This window comes from Pseudomyxococcus flavus (assembly GCF_050038885.1).
Lineage (GTDB): Bacteria > Myxococcota > Myxococcia > Myxococcales > Myxococcaceae > Myxococcus > Myxococcus flavus.
The window spans coordinates 4,489,590-4,514,999 of the sequence record NZ_CP143624.1; the positions used below are offsets into that span (position 1 = coordinate 4,489,590).

The window sequence follows — 25,410 nt, forward strand, 5'->3', positions numbered from 1 at the left end:
GGCCGGAATGGACGGCAAGGATTGCCGGGGGCGGCAGGCCTTGCCGGCGGCGATGGTGCTCAGGGGTGGGGTGTCGCGCAGACGCGGAAGCCGGTGAGCGCCTCGCGCTGCGTCCGCTCCACGCGGTCGCGGTTGGCGGTGTGGGCGGTCAGGTCGCTCTGGTACCAGCTTCCGCCCTGGGCGGAGGGCTTCTCCGGGTCCACGTCGGAGCGCGTCCACTCCCACACGTTGCCCACCAGGTCGTCCACGCCGAAGGGACTCCGGGAGCGGGGGTGGCTGCCCACCTCGTCGGGGCCGAAGCCCCAGGGCTCCCGGCCATAGGTCACGTCATGGTTGGCGTCGTCCGGGGCCAGCCAGTCTCCCGACGGATAGCGGCGTCCGTCCGCGCCGCGCGCGGCCCGCTCCCACTCCCGCTCCGTGCAGATGCGCGCGCCCGGCACCTGGCCGGTGCGGTCCAGCCACGCCACGTAGGCCAGGGCATCGTCGAAGGAGATTGCCGACACGGGGAAGCGCAGCCAGTCCTGTTCCTGCCGGCGGTCCCGCTTGCCGTAGCGCAGGCGCTCGCCGTCCCTCACGCTGTAGCTGGCGGACGCGGGGCGCAGGGTGAGCCGCCAGCGGCCGTCCGGCTCCTGGGCCAGGTCCACGACGGTGATGCGGCGCCGGGAGCCCGGCATCCGCGCGGCGCGCTCCTCGGGAGGCAGCGTCTCCAGGAAGGCGATGTACTGCGCGAACGTCACCTCGTGGCGCGCGATGAGATAGGCCCCGGTCTCCACGGTGTGCAGCGGTGGCGCGAAGAAGAAGGCCCGCCGCAGGTACTCACTCTCCGAGGCGCCCTGGAGGAAGCGCCCGGCGGGGATGTACACGAAGCCCTCGGGCACCGTCTCCTCGAGCGGGAGGGGCAGGTCCAGCGCCAGCTGTTCTCCCGCGCTCAGCAGCACGGGGGCCCGCACCGGGAAGCGTCCAGGGGCTTCCAGCACCAGCAGATGGGAGCCCGCGGGCAGCGCCACGTTCCGCAGCGGCGTCTGGCCCAGGTCCCGTCCTGGGAGGACCTCGCCGTCCGGCGTCGGCTCCAGCAGTCGCACGCGCGCGCCCGGAGGTGAGCTGGTGACGGTCAGTTGGGCCGGCGCGTTCAGGCCCCGGCGCAGCTCGCCCATGGCATCGTGGGCCGCGAGCCGTGCGATCCACTGCGCGCGCTGCTCGGGCTGGCGCTGCTGCTCGGCGAGCTCCGCCCGCGTCACCAGCAGGTTGGCCATGAGCGGGCTCACCCGGGGGCTTCCGGGGGCCAGTCCCCAGGCGGCCTCCAGCTCGGACATGGCGCGTACGGCGCTTTCCTCCACCGCCTGCTCCGCCTGCCGGGCCTGGGCCCACACGGCTTCGGCCCGCTCCCGGTTCTCGGCCCCCGGCGTGTCGAACAAGGTGAAGGCTTCGGCGCGGAGGCGGTGGAGCTCTCCGAGGTGCTTTTCCATCACCTGTTGTTGCGCGTGGGCCTCGTCCAGGTGGCGGTTGACGCGGGCCTCGAGCTGCGCGCGCGCCTGCACGCGAGTGACGCCCACCGCGCCTCCCAGCGCCAGGGGGACCAGGGCCACGGCCAGCCAGCGGGTGAGACGCCGCCGGCGTGCGGCCATCCGCGAGCGGGCGAGGAAGTGACGCTCGCGGGCACCGTCGACCTGGGAGAGGCCGGCGGCTCGGGCCTCGGTGAGCTGCCGCGCGCCGTAGAGCAGCTCCGGAGGGTGCCCCAGCCGCTCCCACTCCGCGGCGGCGCGCTCCAGCCGCATGCGCGCGGCGCGGCGCTGCTCGTCCTGGCCGAGCCACCCACGCAGCGTGTCCCAGCCCGTCACGAGGCTCTCGTGCGCCAGGGTGTAGACGCCGTCTCCATCCTCGGCCTCGCCCGCGGTGAGCAGCCGGCCGCGGACCAGCCCGTCCAGCACCGCGCGGCCGGCGTCGTCCTCGGGGCCGCGCAGCAGCTCCTCCCGGGTGCGGCGCATCCGGGTGCCCTCGGGGGTCACCAGCTCCAGGAGCAGCTCCCGGGCGCGCGGGCGCTGCTCGGGACGCAGCCGGGCCACCACCGCGTCCGCGTGACGGGCGAGCGCGCCTTCCACGCCGCCCAGCGCCTCCAGCGCGGAGGCGGGAATGAGCTGGCGCTCCGCGTCCCTCGCCTCCCAGAGCGCCTCCAGCGCGAACTGGAGCAGCGGCAGGCCACCCTCCGCGCGGGCAGCGGAGGTGACCAGCGTGTCCACCATGCTGGGACTCTCGAAGCGCATGCCCTGCGCGCGCAGCGGGCCTTCCACGGCTTCGCGCAGGCCCTGCTCGGAGAGCGCGCGCAGCAGATGGAGCGCGCGCGGCAACTCGTCGCCCAGGCCGGGCAGGGCCACCAGCCGGGTGAGGCAGTCACTGCGCGCGGTGGCGAGCACGCGCACGCGGGGCGCGCGACGCAGCACCAGGGAGAGCTCCTCGGCGAGCCGCGAGGCCTGGGCCGGCTCCGAGAAGGTGACGAGCTCCTCGAGCTGGTCCACGAAGAGGAGGACGGGTGGGGCGTTCGCGGGGCGGCGTCGCAGCGCGCGGGCCAGGGCGCCGGGCTCTTCCGTGGTGATGCGCTCCCGCAGCGTGTCCGCGCTCTCTCCGGTCAGCGGGGCCAGCAGCTCCACCCAGGTGTCCAGCGGCCGGCGCCCCGGCGTCCCCGAGACGACGGCCCACGCGGGGCCACCTTCTTCCAGGCCGGTGCTGCTGACCGTGGGGAGCACGCCCGCCCGGCAGAGCGACGACTTGCCCACGCCGGAGTCTCCCGCCAGCAGGACGAAGGCATCGCCGCGCAGCCGGTCCAGGACCTCGCGCAGCTCGGGCTCGCGGCCGAAGAAGACGCTTCGGTGCGCGGCATCGAAGGCCCGCAGGCCCAGGTAGGGGTTGCCCGTGAGGAGGGCACCGCCGCGGGCGGGCGCATTCAGCGCTTCGAGGGCCTCGCGGAGCGCGTCACCGGACTCGTAGCGCTGGGCCGGGTCCGCGGCGAGGCAGCGGTCGACGACGGCGGCGAAGGCCGCCGGGAGCCCGGGCGCGCGCTGGGCCAGGGGCGCGGGGGGATGCGCCTGGACGGCGGTGCCGAGCTGCTCCAGCGGGATGCCCTCGTGGGGCGCGCGGCCGGTGCAAAGCTCATAGAGGAGGACGCCCAGCGCATAGATGTCACTGGCCCGGCTGGCGGGCTCACCACGCCACAGCTCGGGCGCGAGGTAAAGCGGTGTGCCCGGGGCGGCGTCGGGAGGGTGGGCGTCCAGGGCTTCGCCTGACGTGGGAGCCGCGCGCTCGTGTCGGGTCGCGTTGGCGCCTGGGCCCGTGTCAGGGACTCGCGCGCTGGGAATCGGCCTCGTGTCTGTAGGTAGCGGACCGGGCCGCTGCGCTCGGGACGAATGCGCTGCGCCGCGCAGCGGCCGTGTCTCCGTGGGTGCCACACCATGCCGTGGCCGAGTCGCTCCTGGGGCCAGCGCGTCGGCCGTCTCCTGCGTGACGGTGGAGGCGGCCATCGCCGTGAAGACTTCCACGGTGGAACCGCCGCCCCCCTCCCACGCTTCAGCGAGGCCGAAGTCGAGCAGCTTCACCTCACCGTCCTCGGAGAGGATGGCGTTGGCGGGCTTGATGTCCCGATGGAGGATTCCGCGCCGGTGTGCCGCGGCCAGCCCTCGCGCCAGCCCGAGGCCGAGCTGAAGCGCCATCCGCGCGTCCACCGGACGGCTCAGGCGGTCCAGCGGCTCTCCGTGGATGAGCTCGGACACGAGGTAGGGCTGTCCACGCACCTCGCCGACGCGGTGGATGGCCACCACGTTGGGGTGCTGGAGGCGGGCAATGGCACGTGCTTCCTGGAAGAAGCGCGCGCGTGCCGCCGCATCCGGTGGTCGTCCCTGCGGCGTGGCGATGAACTTCACCGCCACCCGCCGGTCCAGCAGCGTGTCCTGCGCCAGGAACACCTGCCCCATGGCCCCGTGCCCCAGGGGGCGCAGCAGCCGATACTCCTCGAACTCCCTGGGGGGCTCCAGGTGCCCGGGGGAGGTGCTCATCCGGCGGGCGGTCCCTTGCGAGAGGCGCGCGGCTGCATCCCGAGCTGCTTCAGCTTGAAGGAGAAGGTCCGGATGGGCATGCCAATCAGCGCCGCGGCCCGCGTCTGGACGCCTTCCGCCTCGTCGAGCGCCTCTTGCATGCGGCGCCGCTCCAGCTCGCGAATCTCCTGGGCCAGGGGCACGCGTGCCTTCCGGGACGACGAGGGCGCGGATGACACGGACGGTGGGGCCGTTGCAGGCTCCGCGGCGGGCATGGACGCGCCGCCGCGCGCCTGCATGCGCGGGGGCAGGTGGTGCGGCTCCACCACATTCTCCGGCACCGCCGCCGCCGCGTAGTCCATCAGGTTGCGCAGCTCGCGCACATTGCCGGGCCACGCATGGCGGGACAGCGCGTACAGCGTCCCCGCGGACAGCTCCATCTCCGCACGTCCGAGCGACTGACAGGCCCTGGCCAGGAAGTCGCGCGCCAGGAGCGGCACCTCGCGCGGGCGCTCACGCAGCGGCGGAAGAAGGACTGTCGCCGCGCCGAGCCGGAAGTACAGGTCCTCGCGGAACCGCCCCGCGGCCACTTCCGCCTCCAGGTCCCGGTGCGTGGCGGCCACCACGCGCAGGTCGATGGGGCGCTCGCGCACGTCACCCACGCGGGTGATGCGGCGCACCTCCAGCGCACGCAGCAGCTTGGCCTGCGCGGAGGCGGGCAGCTCGCCCACTTCGTCCAGGAAGACGGTGCCGCCCTGGGCGCTCTCCAGCAATCCCACGCGCGTGGTGTTGGCGCCCGTGAAGGCACCGCGCTCATGGCCGAAGAGCTCGCTCTCCACCAACCCCTCCGGCAGGGCCGCGCAGTTGATGGCGATGAAGGGCTTGTCCGTGCGCGGAGACCAGTGGTGCACGGCGAAGGCGGCGTTCTCCTTGCCCACGCCCGTCTCCCCGCACACCAGCACGGGCAGCTCGCTGGCCGCCAGCCGGCGCAGCAAGGCATAGAGCTGCGCCATGGCGGGGTCCGCGACCAGCACGGTGCGGTCCGCCAGCGTCAGGCGGGTGATGCCCTCGGCCGCGGGAGCCCACGCGCCGGACACCGCGGTCCGGGCCGCGGCGCGCGCTGCCGCCACCAGGGACTCCGCGTCGCAGCCGTCCGAAGGACAGGTCGCGATGCCCAGGCGCCCCTGGGGACATGCGGCCAGCAGCGCACCCACGCGTTCGCCCAGGCCGTCCTCGCCCGGCTCTCCGGAGACCTCGGGCATCATCCACAGCAGGTGCGAGCCGTCCAGCCACCCAGCGGCCTCCGCTGGCCCCGCCTCCGCCGCCAGCAACGCCTCCACGGCATCGCGCCCCACGCAGCCCTGCTCCGGCAGCGCGAGCACCAGCGTGGTGAGCGGCCGGCCATAGCGCAGCGCACGGTCGACCTCCTCGCGCAGCCGCGCCATCAATCGCTCTGCCTGGAGCGGCGTGTGCGCGGGAGCGGCGCGTGCGCGCGTGCGCACCACCGCGACCACTGCGCCGAAGGACACCACGTCACCGGACAGCAAGGGCTGCGCGGTGTCCACGGGGCGGCCGTTGAGCGTGGTGCCATTGTGACTGCCCAGGTCCACCAGGCGCGCGCCTTCCTCGGTCAGCACCAGGCGCGCATGACGGCGTGACACGCTGTCATCCCGCAGGCACAGGTCCGCGTGTTCATCGCGGCCCACCAGCACCACGCCTTCGGCGGGAAGGGTGAATCGCCACGTCGAGTCTCCTTCCAGCACCAGGAGATACGAGGCGCCGGATTCTGATGACTCCGGCGCGGTCCCAAGGGGGCGCGTGTCGCGAGCGCTGGGCTGTGAGATGGCCATGGCGGGGCGGAGAATGCTGTCACGCCCACACAGGGCCGGGCAACTCGAGGTGGGAATGGACGTGCGCCGGCCCCGGCGCCACACGTCTGGGGGATTCATTGTCGCAACGTCATTGGAAGAGGCTCACCCGCACGCGATAGATAGATGCGCGAGGCCAGCCGGCCGCCATCGTCCGCGGGCCGCATCACCGCTTGTCCCTGGAGGCCGTGTACCCTCAACAGCGAGGGCAGCAGCTCCGAGCGTGCCTCGGCCGCGTCATGCTCCACCTCCAGCACGCACAGCCGGGTGCGGCACTCCACACGCATCAGCCGCGAGCCCGCGAAGTCGGAGCCGCCGAACGCACGGGTGACGAGCGTCTCCGTCTGTCCCGCCCATTCCCTGTCACGTGGCTCGGAATGGGCGGCGACTTCGAGCTCCGCTTCCAATTCCTGTCGCCGCTCCTCACGCGCGGCTTCCAGGGTGGCCAGCGTCCGCGCGGTGGGCGCTGTCGTCTGTGATTCGGGGGAGGCCGCCTCTCCGGACCCGGGCCGCGGCGTGGGGCGTTCCACGGACGCCACGCGTTGCCGCAGGTGCCCCTGTCCCCGGCGCAGCGCCTCCAGCTCCGCGCGCAGCGCCCGCACTTCCGACGCCAGGTCCGTCGGGGACCCGGGCCGAGCCTCGGCCGCTTCCGCGCGCACCGGTGTGGCTTCGGGCGTGGCCCCCCACATGCTCCACCCACCGGCGGCGGCAACGGCTGCCGTGGCCAGACCCAGGATTCCCCAACGGACCTGTCGCATGGTGGCTACTCCGAGACGACGAAGCTGGCGAGGACGGACGCGTACGTGTTGGCGCCGCTGGTGTACTCCCCTGGCAGCACGCAACGCAGGTTCACATAGCCGTTGAGGCCCGCGAACACCGACGGCAGGCTGATGGAGAAGGAGTTGTGGTTGGCCGTGTCCGCGCCCCAGTTGGAGCACGCCGCGGCCGAGGCCAGGGAGGTGCCGTCCTTCTCGGCCACCGTCGCGGTGCAGCAGACGTTCTCCGTCAGGTGCGGGTCCAGCGCGGTGACGCTGACGGACAGCGTTTCAGAGAAGGAGGGCGCGGTGACGTTGCGCTGAATCGGGCAGACGACCTCGATGGTGTTCGGGGTCGTGTTGAGGAGACGGCCACTGCGGTAGCGGATCGGGCTCCCGAATCCAGAGACCGACGTACAGAGCGCGCCCGAATAGGACGCGGTCCCCGCCGCGGCCGGCAGGGCGCAGAGCATCGCGAGCGTGGCAACGGACTTCGACCTGAACGAAAGCGGCTTCATCATGGCGCTCTTCCTGGCTTCACACCCCAGCCCTGGCACCGCGTCATGCGGGCCCGCGGAGCGTGGCGGGAAGGGGAAGAGCAACCCGGATGCCAGCCTGCGCGCGGCATCCGGCCTGGGAGTCATGGCATGAGCGGCAGATGTTGCCGTGCCCACGCCACTGCGGTGTGGCAAGGCTTGCCAGCCCTGGCAGGAGTTGCCGTCCCTACGGCGTGGCTGCGGGCGGTGTCTGGGCGGCCGTGCTGGGGGCCACCCGATGGAGCGCGGGAGGCGACGCGTTCAGCGCTCCCACATAGAGGCGGCCGTGAAAGCCCTCTGCCAGCGGCTGAGGAAAGAGCCGCACCCCAGCGGCGATGTCTGGCTTCTGCCGCACCTCCTTCGTGGGACTGATGGCGAACACGTTGCACTCCACTGCATCCCAGACGTTGTAGCGGCAGGAGAACTGCGTGCCCCGCGTGAAGCCCACGTCGAGCGCGCGCACCGACGGAAGGGCCTTGGCCAGCCGTGCTCCCAGCGGCGCGTAGTCGCTGTCCCAGTCCACGCCCGCCGTGCGCACATGCGTGCCACCCGCGAGCACCAGCGTCCAGGCCTGGGGGCGTCCCTGTTGATGCGCCAGCAGGTGCTTCGCCATCTCCGCCTCGCGCTCGTTGCCCTGGGCCTTCTCTGCGTCGAAGGCCACCAGGGAGATGTCCTTGCCTGAGGCGCGCAGCCGGCGGGCCTGCTCGATGAGCCAGAGCATGGCGCTGCTGCTGCGGCCGTCCTGATAGGTGCGGCGCCAGAAGGGGCTCTCGCTCAACAGTGTTTGAATGTCCTGGGGCTGGCCGGCGCTCGCCAGGTAGGCCTCCAGCAGAGGCTGCTCGGAGGCGGGCAGCGACAGCGCCAGCGTCACCGCCAGGCCCTTGGCCGTGGCTTCACAGAGCATCCGCAGCGCCGCCGAGGGCAGTTCGCGCGTGCCCAGCGGGTCCGCCAGCAGCAGGACGTGCCCTGGTGCCATCAGCGGGCCGGCGCCCTCCACCGGCGTGCCACACTCCGGCGCATGGGGAGCCTGCTGCGCCTGCGCTGCTTGCCAGCCGTCCAGCGTCACAGAGCGGATGGGCACGGGCGCGTTGCTGCCCACCAGCTCCAGCGCGGGCACCATCTCCAGCCGCTGCAGCAGGGTCCGCTCGATGTCCAGGTCGCGCACGCCGCGCACCATCCGGAAGCGCTCCATGCCCGGAGCATTCTTGAACGGGTCCTCCATGGGCACTGCGCGAGGACCGTTGGGGCCATTCGCGTAGGTGAAGGCGTCCCGGGTCGCGTCGAAGGGGTGGGCGTCCAGCGCGGCGAACATGTCCGCATCCCGCTTGCCCATCGCCTGGGGCGGAATCTCCAGCTGGGTCTCCATGTCGTTGTAGCTGAGCCGGAAGACGCGCACGACCGCCCGCCGAGGCCCCAACCGCTCGCCCTTGACGTAGTAGCGCTCGATGGTGCGCACGCCCGGCGTGTTCTTTCCGGGCTCGTGGGCCGAGGTGAACATCTCCAGCCCGCCTTCCTTCTCCATGACGTCGTAGCGCTGCTCTTCGAGGATGCGGCGCGCCACCATCATCGCGTCCTCGACGGGGACGACGTATACGAGTTCTTCTGCCGGCGTTTCGTACTCGCCCGTGTCCTCGTTGGACGTGGCGCCGAAGCCCCGGCTCAGCGCCGCGCAGCCCGAGCAGAGCAGTCCCAGTCCCAACAGCGCACCGTGAAGCCGCATCGGAGTCTCCTCGAGGTCTGGAGCGAAGGCCGTCGTCCAGGCCGCTGCGCTGCAACGTTCGGACGGGGGCTCCATATCGAAACCGGCCCCCGGGTGGATTGGTATCAGCCGCCAGGTTGTAGTGAAGTACCCTCGTGTCGGATTCCGCTTCCGCCTCTTCCCCGCTATCCCAGCTTCGTCCGGTGGGGCCGTTCCAGCTCTTGGCCCTGGGCGTCAACGGCATCGTCGGTGTCGGCATCTTCTTCGCCCCCGCGGAGGTCGCCGCGCTGGCGCCGGGAGGCAGCGCCATTGCCGCCTTCGCGCTCACGGGGCTGGCGCTGATACCGGTGGCGCTGGCCTTCGCGGTGCTGGGCCGCCGCTTCGACGCGGACGGCGGGCCGGTGCTCTTCGCGCGAGCGGCCTTTGGCGAGCGGGCCTCGTTCCTGGTGGGCTGGGTGGCCTACGTCAGCGCCTTCCTCAGCACCGCCGCGGTGGTGGCGGGCCTGTCGCAGGCGGTGGCGCCCTCACTGGGGTTGGCAGGCGCCCTGGGACAGCGCGTGCTCGCGTCGCTGCTGGTCACGGTGCTCGCGGCCATCGTGGCGTCGGGCATCCGCGTGTCGGCGGGCGCGTGGACGGCGCTCACCGTCTTCAAGCTGTTGCCGCTGGCCGCGCTGCTGGTGGCCTTCCTGGCGCTGTCGGGGGCGCGGCCCGCCGTGCCCGTGGTCTCCGGGCCGGGCGTGGACGTCGCGTGGCTGCGCGCGGGGCTCACGGTGATGTTCGCGTACCAGGGCTTCGAAATCGTGCCGGTGATTGCCGGACAGGTGCGCTCGTCCTCGCGCGCGGTGCCCTGGGCGACGGTGGGCTCGCTGCTGGTGGCGGTGTTGCTCTACGTGGGGCTGGTGTGGGCCTGCGTGGCGGCGCTGCCAGAGCTGGCGGGAGCGGCGACGCCCCTGGTCGCCGCGGCGGGCGTGTGGGGCGGGTCCGGGCTCGAAGGGTGGGTGAGGGCGGGCACCAGCGTCTCCGCGCTGGGCATCTGCCTGGGGATGATGGTGACGACGCCGCGCTACCTGTCCGCGCTGGCGTCGGGCGAGCACACGTTGCTGGGGCTCGACGGCATGTCGGCCGGAGGCGTCCCGGTGCGGGCCCTGGTCGTCACCTGGGCGCTGGTGCTGCTGTTCGTCAACCTGGGCAACCTGTCGGAGCTGTTCGCCCTCTCCAGCATCGCGGTGCTGATGCAGTACGGCGTCACCGCCGCCGCGCTGGCGGTGCTGTCCTGGCGGCGCGAGCGGGGGCTGCGTCCGTTGCACGCCGTGCTGGCGGTGCCCACGCTGGGCCTGGGCCTGACGCTGGTGGCCTTTGGCGCCACCGCGCGCGAAGGCGTCACCATGGCCTTCACCACCGTCGCGGGGCTGGTGCTGCTGCGGCTGTCCCGGCCGAGGTCGCCCGAGGCACCGGCCGTGCTGCGCGGCGAGCCGCTGTAACGCACAGAGGCCGCCGCCTCCCATGTCGCGGGAGGGCGGCGGCTCCTTGAAGTCCGGCGGTGCGCGGACGTCCGTTCCTAGAACTGGCTCCAGAGGTACTGGTTGGTGACCTCGTGGTGGAACACGATTTCCGAGTACTTCACGCGGGTGCCCAGCTGCTTCGGGCTGCGCTCGGCGGTGGCCGTCTTGAGCTCCGCGAACTTGCTCTGCACGCTCTCACCCAGGACGTTGGCGATGAACTGGCTGCTCTTGAAGAGGCGGATGGCGTCGAAGATGTTGTCCGGCAGGAAGCGGGTGCGGCTGCGCTTGGTCTCCGCGTCCTCCTGCGGCTGCGGGCCCTCCAGGCCGGTGCGCAGCAGGGTGTAGAGCACCAGATACGGGTTGGCGTCCGGCGCCACCGAGCGGCACTCGACGCGCGCGCTGCGCTCGTTGCCGAAGGGGATGCGCATCATGGCGCCGCGGTTGTTGGCGCTGGCCTTGATCTGGTTGGGCGCCTCGAAGTGCGGGTCCAGGCGGCGATACGCGTTCACGCTGGAGTTGAGCGTGAGGCAGATGTCGTTCGCGTTGTTGAGGATGCGGTCGATGAACTCCCAGCCCATCGCGCTGAGGCCGTCCTGGCCGTCCTTGTCGTAGAAGAGGTTCTTTCCGCCCTTGGACAGCGACATGTTCATGTGCATGCCGTTGCCGTTGACGCCCGTCACCGGCTTCGGGAGGAAGCTGGCGGTGCAGTCCATCTGCGCGGCCACCTGGCGGCTGAGCAGCTTGTAGAGCTGAATCTGGTCGGCCGCGATGAGGGCCTCGCTGTACGAGAAGTTGATCTCGAACTGGCTGGGCGCCACCTCGGGGTGGTCCTTCTCGTTCTGGAAGCCCATGGCGCGCTGGGCCTCGGCCACCTTGTCGATGAAGGTGCGCAGCACGTCGCCGGGCAGCGAGTGGTAGTAGCCGCCGATGGAGATGAAGTCGAAGCGGCCGACCTCGTGGTAGTGGCGCTCGGCGTCGCGGCCCTTGAAGAGGAAGCCCTCGATTTCGGGCGCCACGTGAAACACCGTGCCATCCTTCTGGTACATGGCCTCGGTGATCTGCTTGAGCTTGCCGCGCAGGTCGGCGTGGTACGGCGTGCCGTCGCGCTCCAGCACCTCGCTGAACACCAGCACCTTGCCCGGGCCGAAGATGTCCGAGGGCAGCCAGTAGAAGGCGCTCCAGTCGATGTTCAGCCGCAGGTCGCTCTCCTGCTGCGCGGAGAAACCCCTTATGGAGGAGCCATCGAAGGTGAGGTTGTCGGCGCTCTTGATGAGGAACTTCTTGTCGTAGTCCAGCATGTGCAGCCGACCCTCGAGGTCGGTGAAGCACACGGTGACCGCCTTGATGGCGCGCTCCTTCGTCAGGTACTCGATGCGCTCCTCACGAAGCTTCTCCGGCGCGACCCGCTTGAGGCGCTGCTCCTTGACCTTGAGGTTGCGCTCTTCCAGCTCGTCGTAGGGAATCTCCAGGAACGTCCGCAGACCCTTCGTCTCCATTGTCCGTGCCTCCCAGGCCGGGTTCCTCGCCGACAACGCGGCGGGCTGAATCCGTGGGCGCAGGTATTTACATTTGGCGGCGGGAAATCAAGTCTAAATCCTGCGATATGAAGCCTTAAAACGTGCTTCTGAAGCCTTAAAGGCTCGCCGCATGACACTCGGACCCACCACTGGAGCCCTGGGACTGGTGGCTGGAGGACAAAGGACCGGTCGATGCTGACGCGCTGCGTTGTTGTGCTCCGGCCCGGCCTCATGGGCGATCCGCGCGCCCACCCGCTTCAGACGGGCTCGCCGGTGGCGGTACCGGAGGCCCCGGGCCTGGGCGCCCTGGAGATGCCCACGCGGCCGAGCGGATGCAACGGAAGTAGGATGCCCCCATGAGCTCGATGTGGGTCCTGGAGACGCCCGCGCCCGCCGCGGATGTGCGCATTGCGTATGGCTCGGGGCCCCACCAGTTCGGGGACCTGCGCTTGCCTGAGGGCCCTGGGCCGCACCCCGTCGTGGTCGTCGTCCATGGCGGCTTCTGGCGTGCGAAGTACGGGCTGGAGCACGTCGGCCACCTGTGCGCGGACCTGACCCGGCGCGGCTTCGCGACGTGGAGCCTGGAGTACCGGCGCGTGGGGCAGGAAGGCGGCGGCTGGCCCGGCACGCTGGAGGACGTGGCGCGGGGCACCGACTTCCTGCGCACGCTCGCGCCAGCGCATGCGCTGGACCTCTCGCGTGTCGTGGCGCTTGGCCACTCGGCGGGAGGGCACCTGGTGGCGTGGCTGGCAGGCAGACACCGGCTGCGGCCCGGTGATGCACTGTTCGCTGAGGCGCCGTTGCCCCTGCGGGGCGTGGTGCCGCTGGCGGGCGTCGTGGACCTCGCCCGTGCGTTCGCCCACCGGCTGGGGGACGGCATCGTGGAGACGTTCCTGGGGGGCACGCCGACCTCGGTGCCAGCGCGCTACCGCGCCGCCTCGCCCGCGGCGCTCCAGCCGCTCGGGGTGTCCCAGGTGCTCGTCCATGGAACGGAGGACGACACCGTGCCCGTGTTGATGAGCGAGGACTTCTGCGCGCGTGGCCGTGAGCTGGGGGACGACGTCCGCTGCGTCACCTTGCCGGGGGCAGGGCACTTCGAGGTCATCGACCCTCGCTCTCGCGAATGGCCGCACGTGGTGGCCGCGGTGCAAGCCTTGATGTGAGGCTTGGGCCGTGTCCGGGACTCGATTCCGAACACGGCCCTCCACGCTCGAAGCGCGCCTGCGTCAGGGGGCTGGCTCAGAAGCCTCGCTGCGCGCCGCCGTCCACCGCGATGGACTGGCCGGTGATGTACGACGCCTGCTCGGAGGCGAGGAACGCCGTCAGCGCGGCCAGCTCCTCCGGACGGCCCAGCCGCCGCGCGGGAATCTGCGGCGCCACCTTCTCGTCCGTCAGCCCCAGCTGCTGCATGCGCTCGGTGGCGTGATAGCCCGGCAGCACCGCGTTCAGCGTGACGCCGTGCTGCGCCACCTCGTTGCTCACCGTCTTCACCAGCCCGAGCAGGCCCGCGCGCAGGCCGTTGGAGATGGTCAGGTTGTTCATCGCCTCGCGCGCGGCCAGCGACGTCACCAGGACGATGCGGCCCCACCCGCGCTCCTTCATTCCCGGGAGCACCGCCTGGATGCCGTCCACCGCGGCCATCCACAGGCTCTGGAAGCCGAGCTGCCACTGCTCCGCCGTCAGCGACTCGAAGCCGCCCGCCGGAGGCCCACCAGAGTTGACGACGAGGACGTCCACGCCGCCCAGCTTCGCGGCGACGGTTTCGACCAGCGCCTTCGCGGCCCCGGGCTGCGTCAAATCACACGGCACCGCGAGCGCCGCGCCCAGCTTCTTCGCGGCCTGCTCCAGCTTGTCGCCGCCGCGCGAGCAGATGGCCACCGTGGCGCCTTCCTTCACCAGCGCCTCCGCGATGGCATACCCCAGCCCCGCGGACGCGCCCATCACCAGGGCGCGCTTACCCTTCAGTCCGAAATCCATCCGCGTGCTCCTTCATGAATGGCGCCAGCCGGCTCCGGATGAGCTCCGCCGCGCGCGCCAGGTCCACGTCCTCGGGCCGGGCCAGGCCCTCGCTCAGCTCGGCGACGATGCCGTCCGTCAGCGCCCCCATCTCATAGGCCAGCCGGTAGGGCACGCGGCTGAAGCTCACCAGCGAGTAGCGGCTGACGAACTCGCCCGGGAAGGCGTTGAGCAGCACCTTCTCCACGGCCTTCCGGAACTGGAAGCGCGGGTCGCCGGTGCTGTCGCGCATCTCGACGAAGTTCTCCACCGCCATGTCGGCGATGGCGTCCGCGTTCGTCTTGCGCAGGCGCTCGAAGTCCGCGAACACGCGCGCCCAGTCGCCGCCCCGGCCCAGCAGCTCATCCAGGACGACGCAGTCCTCGAAGCCGCAGTTCATCCCCTGCCCGAAGAAGGGGACGATGGCGTGCGCCGCGTCGCCCAGCAGCAGCGTCTGCCCGCCCACGTGCCAGGGCGCGCCCTTCACCGTCACCATGCTGCCCGTGGGGCGCGAGAAGAACGCCTCCACCAGGTCCGGGATGAGCGCCTTCGCGTCCGGGAACTGTGCGTCGAAGAACGCCTCCAGCCGCGCGGGCGTGTCCAGTGACGCGAAGCTCACCGGCCCCTGCCAGGGCAGGAACAGCGTGCAGGTGAAGCTGCCGTCCTCGTTGGGCAGCGCAATCAGCATGAAGGTGCCGCGCGGCCAGATGTGCAGCGCGTGCTTCTCCATCTGGAACGTGCCACCGGGGCCCGGCGGAATCGTCAGCTCCTTGTAGCCGTGGCCAAGCTGCTCCTGCGTGCCCTGGAACTCCGGCCGCTTCTCCATCGCCTGACGGATGGCGGAGGCGGAGCCGTCCGTGCCGAACACCACGCGGCCCGGCTCCTGCCGCACCTGGCCGCTTGCGTCGTCGTGCACCGTGAGCGCGCCGGAGCCGAAGTCCACCTGCGTCACCCGCTGCTTGAAGCGGATACGCACCTTGCCGGTGGCCTCGGCCGCCGTCATGAGGAAGGCGTTCAGCCACGCGCGCGACAGCGAGTTGATGTGCTGTGAGTCGTCCTTGCCGTAGGGCTGGTAGACGAGCGCGCCCTGCGGCGGGTGAATCATCCGCCCGCGCATGGGGATGGCGTGCTTCAGCGCCTCGTCCTCCAGGCCCACCTGCCGCAGCGCGTGCAGCCCGCGTGTGGAGATGGCCAGGTTGATGGAGCGGCCCGCGTCGATGACCTCGCGCCGCATGTCCAGGCGCCGCTCCAGCAGCTCCACGGTGTGGCCCCGGCGCGCGAGGTAGATGGACAGCAGCGAGCCCACCAGACCCGCCCCCACCACGGTGACGGTGTCCTTGCGCGCCTCACTCACGGGCATGGCCCTCCAGCGTCTTCACGAAGCGGTACACGTCCGAGAAGGAGTTGTAGAGCGGCGCGGGCGCGGCGCGGATGATGTCCGGCTTGCGGAAGTCGCAGATGATGCCCGCGTCACCCAGCCGCTTCAGCAGGCGCTCGGGCTCGCCGCGGAAGCGCAGGGAGAGCTGCGCGCCACGCTGCTTCACGTCCCGGGGCGTGGTGATGCGCACGAAGCCCTCGGGGAGCCGGTCCAGCAGGAACTCCAGGTAGCCGGTGAGCCGCTCGCTCTTGGCGCGCAGCGCCGCCATGCCGGCTTGGTCGAACAGCTCCAGGGACGCGCGCATCGCCGCGAGCTGGAAGATGGGAGGGTTGGACAGCTGCCACCCCTCGGCGCCCGGCAGCGCGTGGAAGGTGGGCCCCATCTGGAAGCGCGTCTGCTTGTCGTGACCCCACCAGCCCTCGAAGCGGGGAAGGTCCTTCGTATGCGCGTGCCGCTCGTGGACGAACACGCCGCCCAGCGCGCCCGGGCCGGCGTTGAGGTACTTGTACGAGCACCACACCGCGAAGTCCGGCCCGTCGTCGTGCAGTGACAGCTTCAGGTTGCCCGCGCCGTGCGCGAGGTCGAAGCCGACGAAGCAGCCCTTCGCGTGCGCCGCCCGCGTAATCGCGGCCAGGTCGAAGGCCTGTCCGGTGAGGTAGTTCACGCTGCCCAGCATCACGAGCGCGATCTCGTGGCCGTGGCGTTCAATCGTCTCGAGGATGTCCTCGGTGCGAAGCGTCTCCTCGCCCTCGCGGGGCTTCAGCTCCAGCACGGCCTCGCGCGCGTCGTAGCCGTGGAAGCGCACCTGCGAGGCGACGGCGTACTGGTCCGACGGGAAGGCGCCGGCCTCCACCAGGATTTTGAAGCGCTGCTTCGTGGGCCGGTAGAACGACACCATCATCAGGTGCAGGTTCACCGACAGGGTGTTCATCACCACGACTTCCAATGGCTTCGCGCCGACGAGCCGCGCCGCCTGCTCGGTGACGAGCTCGTGGTAGTGCAGCCACGGGTGGCGGCCATGGTGATGGCCCTCCACGCCCAGCCGCGCCCAGTCCTCCAGCTCTTCCTGGATGTAGCGCGCGGCGTTGCGCGGCTGGAGTCCCAGCGAGTTGCCCGCGAGGTACACGACGGGCTTTCCGTCCGGCCCCGGCGGGAAGTGGAACGCGTCGCGGAAGCCGCGCAGCGCATCCTCTGCGTCCAACGTGTGGGCAAAGGCCTCGGTGTCCTCGAAGGGGTACGGCGTCGTCATGGTGCGAAGTCCTCGGGGGCGCGTCCCAGCCAATCGAAGGCGTTGCGCCAGAGCAGCCGCTCCCGCGCGGCGGGCTCCAGCTCCTTCAGGGACTCGATGAGCGTGCCCGGGCGGTCCTCGCCCAGGGGGAAGGGGTAGTCGCTGCCGAGCGCCACCTTGTCCTGGCCGAAGAGCCGGACGATGTAGCGCAGCGCGTCCGGGTCGTGGACCAGCGAGTCCACCCAGAAGCGGCCCAGGTAGTCCCGGGGCGGCACCTTGTTGTCCACGGCCACCAGGTCAGGCCGGGCCTCGAAGCCGTGTTGAATCCGGCCGAGCGTGTGGGGGAACGCGCCGCCGCCGTGCGCGAAGGCGAAGCGCAGCTTCGGGAGCCGCTCCAGCACGCCGCCGAAGATGACGGAGCAGATGGCCAGCGACACCTCGGCCGGCATGCCCACCAGCCACGGCAGCCAGTACTTCTGCATCTTCGCCTCGCCCATCATGTCCCACGGGTGGACGAAGATGGACGCGCCCAGCTCGCTGGCCGCCTCGAAGAAGGGGAACAGCGCCGGGTCGGAGAGGTTCCAGTCGTTGACGTGCGAGCCAATCTGCACGCCCGCCAGCCCCAGCTCCTTCACGCACCGCTCCAGCTCGCGCACCGCCAGCTCCGGCGACTGGAGCGGCACCGTGCCCAGGCCGATGAAGCGCTTGGGGTGCGCCTGCACCACCGAGGCGAGGTGGTCGTTGAGGAAGCGCGACAGGTCCGCGCCGTGCTCCGGCTTCGTCCAGTAACCGAACATCACTGGAATCGTGGACAGCACCTGGACGTGGACGCCAGCCGCGTCGCACTCCTCGATGCGCTTCACCGGGTCCCAGCAGTTGCTCTCGATTTCGCGGAAGAACTTGCCGTCGTCCCGGAGCATGCGCGCGCGGCAGGGCGCGTGGTGGTCCAGGGTGATGAAGCCGCCGTAGCCGTAGCGCTCGGCGAAGCGCGGCAGCTCGGCGGGCAGCAGGTGCGTGTGGATGTCCACCTTCATTGGGCGGGACCTCCCTTGACCACCTTCGTCCCGCACTTCTTGCAGGTGCAGTTGGCGGGGTTGCCGTAGAAGTGCTCGAAGATGGGCGGCAGCTGCGTCACCAGGTTGGTGACGTGCACGTACTCCTCATAGAGCTTCTCGCCGCACCGGGGGCACAGCCACATGAAGCCGTCCAGCTCCTGCGGCTGACGGCGGCGCTCCAGCACCAGGCCCACCGTGTTCGCGGGGCGCTGCGGCGAGTGCGGCACCTTGGGCGGCAGCAGGAAGATTTCCCCTTCATGGATGGGGATGTCCTGCACCTGGCCCTCGTCGATGACCCGCAGGTTCATCGTGCCCTCGAGCTGGTAGAAGAACTCCTCGCCCTCGTTGATGTGGAAGTCCGTGCGCGCGTTGGGGCCGCCGACGACGGTGACCATGAACTCGCGGTCCGCCCACACCTGCTGGTTGCCCACGGGCGGCTTGAGCAGGTGGCGGTGCTCGTCGATCCACTTCTTGAAGTTGATGGGAGTCAGGCGGCCCATTCACTCACCTCCGATGGTGGCGATGCACTTGAGCTCGATGGCAATCGGCGTGGGCAGCCGGTTGATTTCGAGCGTCGTGCGGCACGGCGGGTTGTCCTTGAAGTACTCCGCCCACAGCCGGTTGTAGGTGGGAAAGTCCTTCTTCATGTCGGTGAGGTACACCGTCACGTCCACCAGCTTGTCCCAGGACGAGCCCGCCTCTTCCAGGATGTAGCGGACGTTGCGGAACACCGAGTGGCACTGCGCCTCGATGTCGTACGAGACGATGTTGCCCTCCGCGTCCAGCTCCACGCCGGGAATCTTCTTCGTGCCGCGCTCGCGCGGGCCCACGCCGGACAGGAACAGGAGGTTGCCCACGCGCCGGGCGTGGGGATACAGGCCCACCGGCTCCGGGGCCTTCTGCGAATCGACTCGCGCGCTGTCACTGCTCACGGCGTGCTCCTCACGTTGGGGCTAGGGGCTTTCACAGCTTGATGCAGACGTTCTTCGGCTCGGTGAAGAAGCGCAGCGCGTCCCAGCCGCCCTCGCGCCCCACGCCCGAGTCCTTCACGCCGCCGAACGGCGTGCGCAAGTCGCGCAGCATCCACGTATTCACCCAGACGATGCCGCTGTGCAGCCGCGAGGCGAAGCGGTGCGCGCGCTTCACGTCCTGGGTCCACACGCTGGCGGCCAGGCCGTACTTCGTGGCGTTGGCCCACGCGAGCACCTCGTCCTCCGAGTCGAAGGGCATGAGGCTGGCCACCGGCCCGAAGATTTCCTCCTGGTTGGTGCGGCAGCCCGCGTCCAGGCCCTCGATGAGGGTGGGCTCCACGAACCAGCCGTCGCGGCAGCGCCCGGGCACGCTGGCGCGCTGTCCGCCGGTGAGGATGCGGCCACCCTCCTGCTTCGCGAGGCTCACGTAGCCCAGCACCTTGTCGAAGTGCTGCTGCGACACCAGCGCGCCCTGGTCCGTGCCCGGCTCCAGCGGGTCACCGACCTTGAGCGCGCGCGTGCGCGCCACCAGCGCCTCCTTGAAGCGCTCGTAGAGGGGCCGCTGCACGAAGATGCGCGGGCCGCAGAGACAGATTTGCCCCTGGTTGGCGAAGGACGAGCGGAGCGTGGTGGCCAGCGCCTCGTCGAAGTCGCAGTCCGCGAAGATGACGTTGGGGTTCTTCCCGCCCATCTCCAGCGACAGCTTCTTGAAGGCGGGCGCGGCCACGCGCGCGATTTCGGCGCCGGTGCGGGTGCTGCCGGTGAAGGAGATGGCGCTGATGTCCGGGTGCTCGCTCATCGCGGCGCCCACCTTGGGGCCCAGGCCGTGTACCAGGTTGAGCACGCCCGGCGGCAGGCCCACGTCGCGGCAGACCTGGGCCAGCAGGTACGCCGTCATCGGCGTCACCTCGGAGGGCTTGGCCACCACGCAGTTCCCCATGGCCAGCGCCGGGGCAATCTTCCACGTCAGCAGGTACAGCGGCAGGTTCCACGGGGAGATGCAGCCCACCACGCCCAGCGGCGCGCGCAGGGTGTAGTTGAGGGCCACGTCGTCCGTCTGGTGCGCCTCGCTGGAGAACTGCGTCACCGCATCCGCGAAGAACTCGAAGTTGAGGATGCTGCGCGGGATGTCCACCGACGAGGCCACCGACAGAGGCTTGCCGGTGTCGATGGACTCGGCGCGGGCGAAGGCGTCCAGGCGTCCGCGGATGGCGTCCGCGATGCGGCGCAGCATGCGCGAGCGCTCGGTGGCAGGGGTGGCGGCCCAGGCGGGGAAGGCCCGCGCGGCGGCCTCCACCGCGCGCTGGACGTCGGCCGCGTCGGAGTCGGGGACGAGCGCGTAGTTCACGGCCGTCGCGGGCTCGGGCTTGTCCAGCCACGCGCCGCTCCGGGCGGGCAGCAGCTCGCCGCCGATGTAGTTGAGCACCTTCTCCATGGCCGCGTCCTCCGGTAGCGCATGCCCACGGACCCGGCGACGGGCGTGCCCCGCCAGCCCCTGTGGGAGGGCGCGCAATGTACGCCGCCCCTCCGTACCTCACCAGCACCACGCGCGCCCGCAGTCCACTGTCGTGGATTCACGCCCGCTCGCCTGGAGGCTCCGTGTGATGCCGCACTGCGCGAAGGAAGGTGCCGCTTTCACCCGGTGTGGAGCCTGGGGTACCTGCGACGCCGGCGGGCGCCGCTACGGGCCGTTACCTCGAGCCACGTGGCTCTGGCGGGGCGCAAGTCGCGAAGCGGTGCGGCGTCGCCACAGCCCTCACGCTCGGGCCGCGTGGTTCCGGCGGAGGCGCCGGTGCGGTGCCGGCGCTCCGCCACGGCCGCCACGCTCAGGCCACGGGGGACATGCGGATCGCAGGCCGCCTGTCGCGTGTGCGCGCTGTCCGCTATCCGTGCGCCGGCCGTGGCACGCGCAGTCCGCCCCGGGGAACCCGGTCCTGGCGGCCCGCGCGGCCCAGCGCCCAGCCCGCGGCGATGAGCAGCACACCGAAGACGAGGAAGCCGACATCCCACGCGAGCTGGGCCGGCCCGGGCTTGACGTGATGCAGGTCGAAGAGCTGGTGGTCGAGGAGTCCCTCGACGACGTTGAAGAAGCCCCAGCCCGCGAGCATGGCGCCGGCGAAGGTGCGCGTGGACCAGGGCACGTCGGAGCGCTGGCCCGCGCGCCAGAGCGCCCAGACCCCCGCCAGCGTCATCAGCCAGGTGAACGCGTGGAAGAGGCCGTCCCAGAACATGTTCACCTTGATGCGGACCACGTCGTCGGGAGGCAGCGGCGTGGAGAGCATGTGGTGCCACTGGAGCACCTGGTGCAAGACGATGCCGTCCACGAAGCCGCCCAGGCCCACGCCCAGCAGAAGCCCCGCGAGCACCAGGGGCGCCCGGTTCCGCGCGTTCATCGGCGGCGCCTCGGACCCGGTGCGTCGGAGCGGCTCTTCACCGGCACGGCGGAGGGAACCTCGCGTGTGGCCAGGACCAGCGCCCCCACGATGAGCAGGAGGACGAGGAAGGGCAGGACGGTGAGTGACAGGCGTCCCCAGAAGTGCTCGTTCAGGATGCCGGCCACCACGTCGGGGCGGCAGGTGGGACAAGCGGAGGCCGCCGTGCTCGTCAGCAACGCGGCCGTGGACCCGGTAGTGATGACCCGCCTCATGTGGCGCCCCCTGTCGTGACGGGAAGCTCGCCACCCCGCTGGGACGAGGCAAGCTCGGGGAAGGCACTGGAGGGAGACGGGTCGCCCGCCAGCCCCTCCTTTCCAGGCGGCCCGGTGTCGACAGACCGTCATGCCCAGGTTGCTCGGCTATAAGACAGGCCCAGGGAGGAGTCACCATGTCGCGGAAAGTGGCGCTCATCACGGGAGCCTCGGCGGGTCTGGGAGAGCAGTTCGCGCACTGCTTCGCGCGGGACGGACACGACGTCATCCTGGTCGCGCGCAACGCGGCGCGACTGGAGGCGCTGGCCGCGAAGCTGGAGTCGGCGCACGCCGTGAAGGCGCATGTCTTCCCCGCCGACCTGTCCCGGCCGGAGGCGCCCGAGCAGCTCTTCGAGGCCGTGCGCGCGCGGGGGCTGGCGGTGGACTTCCTGGTGAACAACGCGGGCTTCGGCTCCTGTGGGCCCTTCCTGGAGCAGGAGCTGGCGCGCGAGGCGGAGATGGTGGAGGTCAACTGCACCGCGCTGCTGAAGCTGACGCACCTGTTCGCGCGGCCCATGCGCGAGCGCGGCAGCGGGCGCATCCTCAACGTCGCCTCCACGGCGGGCTTCCAGCCCGGGCCGTACATGGCCACGTACTTCGCGACCAAGGCCTTCGTGGTGTCGCTGTCGGAGGCGCTCGCCCACGAGCTGAAGGGCACCGGCGTGACGGTGACGTGCCACTGCCCGGGCGCCACGCACACGGAGTTCACCCAGCGGGCGGGCAACGGGCAGACGCGGCTGTTCCAGCGGCCGGGCGTGGCGAAGGCGGAGGACGTGGCCGCCCATGCCTACGCGATGATGATGCGCGGCCGGGTGCTGGCCATCCACGGCCTGCTCAACTGGGTGGGGACGGTGGGCGTGCGCTTCAGCCCTCGCGCGGCCGTGCGCGCGCTCGCGGCCAGCCTCAACCAGCAGGGCTGAGGCTGGCGTCCGCGGAAGGACTCAGTTGTACGTCGCCGTGAAGACCAGCGACAGCGTGGTCACATTCCAGCTGTCATTGCTGCGTTCGTTGCTGATGCGGCCCAGCGCCAGCTCGGCGCCGATGCCCAGGCCCCAGTTCTTGCTGACCCACCACTCCTTGCCCACGCCCAGGTGCAGGCCGCCGCCCGGCTCCGACTCCGCCACCGTCTCATCCCCGTCGGAGACGCTGAGCTGGGTGTAGGTGAGCGCGCCGGACAGGTAGATGTTGGCGGGCATGAAGTAATAGGTGACGCCCAGGCCCACCGCGGCGTAGTTCATGCTCACATCGCTGTCCTGCCCCTCGAAGGTGAGGTCTCCCACCTGGACACTCGGGCTCGGAGCGGACGCGCCGTAGAACTTCGCGTGGAGGATGAAGTTGTTGATGAGCGCGAAGCCGATCTCCGCGTTGAAGTTTCCGCTGCCGCCCTTCACCACCACCTCGGGGGAGACGTCGGTCGCCTTGGCCCGGAGGTAGCCACCGCCCACCTGCAGGCGCAGGTAGAAGCCATCGTGCACGTGCTCGTCATATTCCTGGGCGCTGGCAGCCGTGGCGGTGAAGAGCATCGCCGCGATGATGCTGGGGTAACGCATGACAACAACTCCTTCGGAGATTTCCATCCGGTCTGACTTTGCACGTTATGCAACAGATGCCGCCTGGAAGGCCAGGGGCCCCGCGTCTCCAGCGCGTGGTCGCGAGGCTTGCATGGCCGCGCGTGGGTGCCGGAAGCTCCGCGCCCACCATCCGGGCGGGGCGCCATGGGGGCGTGGCCGCAACGACAAGAGCGAGGGCAGGGGATGACCGCGACCGTGGACCATGAGGCGCTGGCACGCACGCTGGATTCGGCAAGGCTGGAGCGCCGCGAGGTGGCGCCGCTCACCCGCGAGCATCCGGCGCTCACGGTGCCGGATGCCTACGCCATCCAGGAGGCCGGCATCCGGTTGCGCCAGTCGCACGGCGAGCGCGTGGTGGGCCTGAAGATGGGGCTCACCTCCGAGGCGAAGCGCAAGCAGATGAACCTGGACTCGCCCGTGTATGGCGTGCTCACGGACCGGATGCAGGTGCCCGCGGACGGCGTGATTCACGTGGCCCAGGGCATCCACCCCAAAATCGAGCCGGAGATTGCCTTCCGCATCGCGCGCGAGCTGCGGGGCACGGTGACGCGCGACGAGGTGCTGGACGCCTGCGCGTCCGTGTTCGCGGCCATGGAAATCCTCGACTCGCGCTACCGCGACTTCAAGTACTTCTCCCTGCCCGACGTGGTGGCGGACAACGCGTCGTCCTCGCTGTTCGTGGTGAGCACCGCCGAGCACCCGCCGCGCGCGCTCGACCTCGCGCGGCTGGAGATGACGATGTCGGTGAATGGCGAGCCCGTCCAGTCGGCGCGCTCGGATGCCATCTCCGGCGACCCGGTGGTCTCCGTCATCCAGCTCTGCGAGCTGCTGGCCCAGCGCGGTCAGGTGCTCCCGGCCGGGAGCATCGTGCTCGCGGGGGCCGCCACCGCCGCCCACATGCTGCGCCCGGGGGACCGGGTACAGCTCACGGTGGAAGGGCTGGGCTCCGTGGCGGTGTCCGCGGCGTAGTCCCGCCGCGCCTCACCCGCCGAGCGGGAGTCCCTCGGGCTCCACCGGCGGGTGCCTCGCGCGGGCGGACGCCAGGCGCTGGAGCAGGTGCCAGGCCAGGTCACGGGCCTGGCTCCGAATCTCGGGCACAGCCGTCGTCTCCCACAATTCGCCCCGGCGCGGAGGGCCCAGGGTGTAGAGGCGGCCAGAGGCCTGTCCGCTGGCGTCCAGCAGCGCGCCGTCCGCGTCCGTGGCCAGGCCCATGCCCAGCGCGTCCGGGCGCACGCGCCCCGCCTCCACCAGGCCTCCGAGCACCGGATGGCCGCGCGTCATGGCGCCCTCCGGCCCGGTGCAGTTGATGACGTGCTGGACGTGCAGCACCGCTTCCTCGCCACCGTGCCCCCGGGGCCTCGTCCGGACCGCCACGCCCGTGGGCTCCAGCGCGAAGCCCCGGATGTGCGCCGCGTGAATCGACAGGCGGCCCTGGCGCCGCAGCCGCTCCACCGTCTCGCCGATGCTGGGCGCCATGCGGTGGCGGTGCACGTCCCAGTACGCGCGCAGGTGACGCAGGAAGCGCCGCCGCTCGCCCACCGGCAGCCGCTGCCACAGCGGCACCGTCACCGGCCGCAGCGCGTCCACCACCTGTCTCCAGTCCGCGCCCGCCCGGGCCGCGCGCCGGACCTCCTGCCGCACGAGGCGCAGGACGGGGCGGATGCGCACCGGCAGCGGCGGGTGCCCCGCGGTGTCCTCCGCGTCCCGGTGCTCGCGCCGCGTCTCCTGCCGCAGCGCCCGCAGCGCGTCCCGGATGCCGGGGGAGACATAGGTCCCTCGTGCGCCTTCCTGGTGCACGTGGGGGAGCAGGCCATGCCGGGAGAGCGCATGGATATGGCCCTGGTGTCCCTGCTCGGCCAGCGACAGCACCGTGTCCACCATGGTGAGCCCGGTGCCGATGAGCAGCACGTCGTCCTGGTCCGTCACGCCCCGCAGCGCGTCCTTCGCCCAGGGGGAGCGGTGATAGCGGCGGCTGGTGTACAGCCCGCCATCAGGCACCCGCAGGTTGGAGGGCAGCGCATTGCCCAGCGCCAGCACCGCCACCCGGGCCTCCAGCCGCGCTCCGTCCGCCAGGTGGAGCCACACCGCGCCGCTGGCTTCCTCCACCGCGGCGACGTCGCGGTCCACCACGTCCAGCATCACGCCAGGGCCGGCATGGGCGCGCGCCTCGCGCAGCACCGACTCCAGGTAGCGCCCGAAGCGCTGACGGGAGACGAAGGCGCCGGGCGACGTCCCGGGCAGCTCACAGCGCACCCAGCGCAGGAAGTGCTCCGGGTCCTCCGGGAAGGCGCCCATCTTCGCCGCCGGCACGTTCAGCAGGTGACAGGGGCTCGTCGTCGAATACGCCAGCCCCAGGCCCGCCCGTCCGTTCCGCTCCACCAGGGCCACGCGGAGCGGCGCTCGCGCGCTCCGCAGCAGGTGCACGGCCAGCAGCGTGCCGCTGGCCCCTCCCCCCACGATGGCCACATCCCAACACCCCTGTGCTCGCACGCCGCAATCGTAGGTCCTGCCTGGCTCGCTGGCATCCTCCCGCGCCTGCCCGGTGTTCAGGCGCCGCGCCTGGACGTCCACCCCTCCTCCCTGGGCAGGGGGTTCCAGGGTGCTCACACTCCGACGCACATCCAGGG

The 25,410-nt window shown here is 71.2% G+C and carries 21 protein-coding genes; 4 read left to right on the forward strand and 17 right to left on the reverse strand.

From position 1 onward, the window contains the following. Positions 1 to 59: 59 nt before the first annotated feature. From VZL07_RS18890 to VZL07_RS18910, 5 genes are all read right to left on the reverse strand, one after another. Entirely contained in the window at positions 60 to 4,043 is a 3,984-nt protein-coding gene (locus tag VZL07_RS18890; protein ID WP_426756983.1) for a protein kinase domain-containing protein, read from the reverse strand. Beyond that, complete coding sequence (locus VZL07_RS18895) at positions 4,040 to 5,785, reverse strand: sigma 54-interacting transcriptional regulator (RefSeq protein ID WP_426757320.1); 1,746 nt, start codon at positions 5,783 to 5,785, stop codon at positions 4,040 to 4,042. Before VZL07_RS18895 ends, VZL07_RS18890 begins: the two co-directional genes overlap by 4 nt. Before the next feature lie 182 nt (positions 5,786 to 5,967). Further along, complete coding sequence (locus VZL07_RS18900) at positions 5,968 to 6,648, reverse strand: hypothetical protein (RefSeq protein WP_426756984.1); 681 nt, start codon at positions 6,646 to 6,648, stop codon at positions 5,968 to 5,970. A gap of 5 nt (positions 6,649 to 6,653) precedes the next feature. Then, positions 6,654 to 7,166, reverse strand: a complete 513-nt coding sequence (locus VZL07_RS18905; protein WP_426756985.1) for a hypothetical protein — start codon at positions 7,164 to 7,166, stop codon at positions 6,654 to 6,656. A gap of 202 nt (positions 7,167 to 7,368) precedes the next feature. Further along, positions 7,369 to 8,901: a hypothetical protein gene (locus tag VZL07_RS18910; RefSeq protein WP_426756986.1), complete on the reverse strand. Its 1,533-nt coding sequence runs from the start codon at positions 8,899 to 8,901 to the stop codon at positions 7,369 to 7,371. A gap of 182 nt (positions 8,902 to 9,083) precedes the next feature. On the opposite strand from VZL07_RS18910, the gene VZL07_RS18915 reads away from it, so the two are divergent. After that, positions 9,084 to 10,361: an APC family permease gene (locus VZL07_RS18915; RefSeq protein WP_426757322.1), complete on the forward strand. Its 1,278-nt coding sequence runs from the start codon at positions 9,084 to 9,086 to the stop codon at positions 10,359 to 10,361. Positions 10,362 to 10,438: 77 nt separating this feature from the next. Here VZL07_RS18915 and VZL07_RS18920 read toward each other — a convergent pair whose 3' ends face one another. Beyond that, entirely contained in the window at positions 10,439 to 11,878 is a 1,440-nt protein-coding gene (locus VZL07_RS18920; protein ID WP_426756987.1) for a glutamine synthetase family protein, read from the reverse strand. A 377-nt stretch (positions 11,879 to 12,255) separates the two neighbouring features. On the opposite strand from VZL07_RS18920, the gene VZL07_RS18925 reads away from it, so the two are divergent. Then, positions 12,256 to 13,062, forward strand: a complete 807-nt coding sequence (locus VZL07_RS18925; RefSeq protein ID WP_426756988.1) for an alpha/beta hydrolase family protein — start codon at positions 12,256 to 12,258, stop codon at positions 13,060 to 13,062. A 76-nt stretch (positions 13,063 to 13,138) separates the two neighbouring features. Here VZL07_RS18925 and VZL07_RS18930 read toward each other — a convergent pair whose 3' ends face one another. The 9 genes from VZL07_RS18930 to VZL07_RS18970 all read right to left on the reverse strand — a co-directional run bounded on the left by VZL07_RS18930 (position 13,139) and on the right by VZL07_RS18970 (position 21,173). Continuing rightward, the gene (locus VZL07_RS18930) at positions 13,139 to 13,876 is read right to left on the reverse strand and encodes an SDR family oxidoreductase (RefSeq protein ID WP_426756989.1); all 738 of its coding nucleotides are present in this window, start codon (positions 13,874 to 13,876) and stop codon (positions 13,139 to 13,141) included. Beyond that, a complete protein-coding gene (locus VZL07_RS18935) occupies positions 13,854 to 15,248 on the reverse strand; it encodes an FAD-dependent oxidoreductase (protein ID WP_426757324.1) in 1,395 nt (464 codons plus the stop codon). Before VZL07_RS18935 ends, VZL07_RS18930 begins: the two co-directional genes overlap by 23 nt. Beyond that, positions 15,241 to 16,521, reverse strand: a complete 1,281-nt coding sequence (gene kynU / locus VZL07_RS18940; protein WP_426756990.1) for a kynureninase — start codon at positions 16,519 to 16,521, stop codon at positions 15,241 to 15,243. Before kynU ends, VZL07_RS18935 begins: the two co-directional genes overlap by 8 nt. After that, positions 16,518 to 17,534 carry an amidohydrolase family protein gene (locus VZL07_RS18945; RefSeq protein WP_426756991.1) on the reverse strand — a complete coding sequence of 339 codons (1,017 nt, stop codon included), beginning with the start codon at positions 17,532 to 17,534 and terminating at the stop codon, positions 16,518 to 16,520. The genes kynU and VZL07_RS18945 overlap by 4 nt, the downstream gene beginning before the upstream one ends. Then, positions 17,531 to 18,055: a 3-hydroxyanthranilate 3,4-dioxygenase gene (nbaC, locus tag VZL07_RS18950; protein WP_426756992.1), complete on the reverse strand. Its 525-nt coding sequence runs from the start codon at positions 18,053 to 18,055 to the stop codon at positions 17,531 to 17,533. Before nbaC ends, VZL07_RS18945 begins: the two co-directional genes overlap by 4 nt. Next, positions 18,056 to 18,487, reverse strand: coding sequence for a RidA family protein (locus VZL07_RS18955; protein WP_426756993.1), 432 nt, complete (start codon positions 18,485 to 18,487; stop codon positions 18,056 to 18,058). A gap of 31 nt (positions 18,488 to 18,518) precedes the next feature. Continuing rightward, a complete protein-coding gene (locus VZL07_RS18960; RefSeq protein ID WP_426756994.1) occupies positions 18,519 to 19,961 on the reverse strand; it encodes an aldehyde dehydrogenase in 1,443 nt (480 codons plus the stop codon). Positions 19,962 to 20,409: 448 nt separating this feature from the next. After that, complete coding sequence (locus VZL07_RS18965) at positions 20,410 to 20,919, reverse strand: DUF2243 domain-containing protein (protein WP_426756995.1); 510 nt, start codon at positions 20,917 to 20,919, stop codon at positions 20,410 to 20,412. Then, a complete protein-coding gene (locus VZL07_RS18970; protein ID WP_426756996.1) occupies positions 20,916 to 21,173 on the reverse strand; it encodes a hypothetical protein in 258 nt (85 codons plus the stop codon). Before VZL07_RS18970 ends, VZL07_RS18965 begins: the two co-directional genes overlap by 4 nt. Before the next feature lie 176 nt (positions 21,174 to 21,349). Between VZL07_RS18970 and VZL07_RS18975 the strand changes: the two genes are divergently transcribed. Continuing rightward, entirely contained in the window at positions 21,350 to 22,132 is a 783-nt protein-coding gene (locus tag VZL07_RS18975; RefSeq protein WP_426756997.1) for an SDR family NAD(P)-dependent oxidoreductase, read from the forward strand. Positions 22,133 to 22,153: 21 nt separating this feature from the next. On the opposite strand, the gene VZL07_RS18980 is transcribed toward VZL07_RS18975, so the two are convergent. Further along, the gene (locus VZL07_RS18980) at positions 22,154 to 22,762 is read right to left on the reverse strand and encodes an outer membrane beta-barrel protein (protein WP_426756998.1); all 609 of its coding nucleotides are present in this window, start codon (positions 22,760 to 22,762) and stop codon (positions 22,154 to 22,156) included. A gap of 204 nt (positions 22,763 to 22,966) precedes the next feature. Between VZL07_RS18980 and VZL07_RS18985 the strand changes: the two genes are divergently transcribed. Next, entirely contained in the window at positions 22,967 to 23,752 is a 786-nt protein-coding gene (locus VZL07_RS18985) for a 2-keto-4-pentenoate hydratase (RefSeq protein WP_426756999.1), read from the forward strand. Positions 23,753 to 23,764: 12 nt separating this feature from the next. On the opposite strand, the gene VZL07_RS18990 is transcribed toward VZL07_RS18985, so the two are convergent. Further along, the gene (locus VZL07_RS18990; RefSeq protein WP_426757000.1) at positions 23,765 to 25,390 is read right to left on the reverse strand and encodes an FAD/NAD(P)-binding protein; all 1,626 of its coding nucleotides are present in this window, start codon (positions 25,388 to 25,390) and stop codon (positions 23,765 to 23,767) included. Positions 25,391 to 25,410 lie beyond the last annotated feature (20 nt).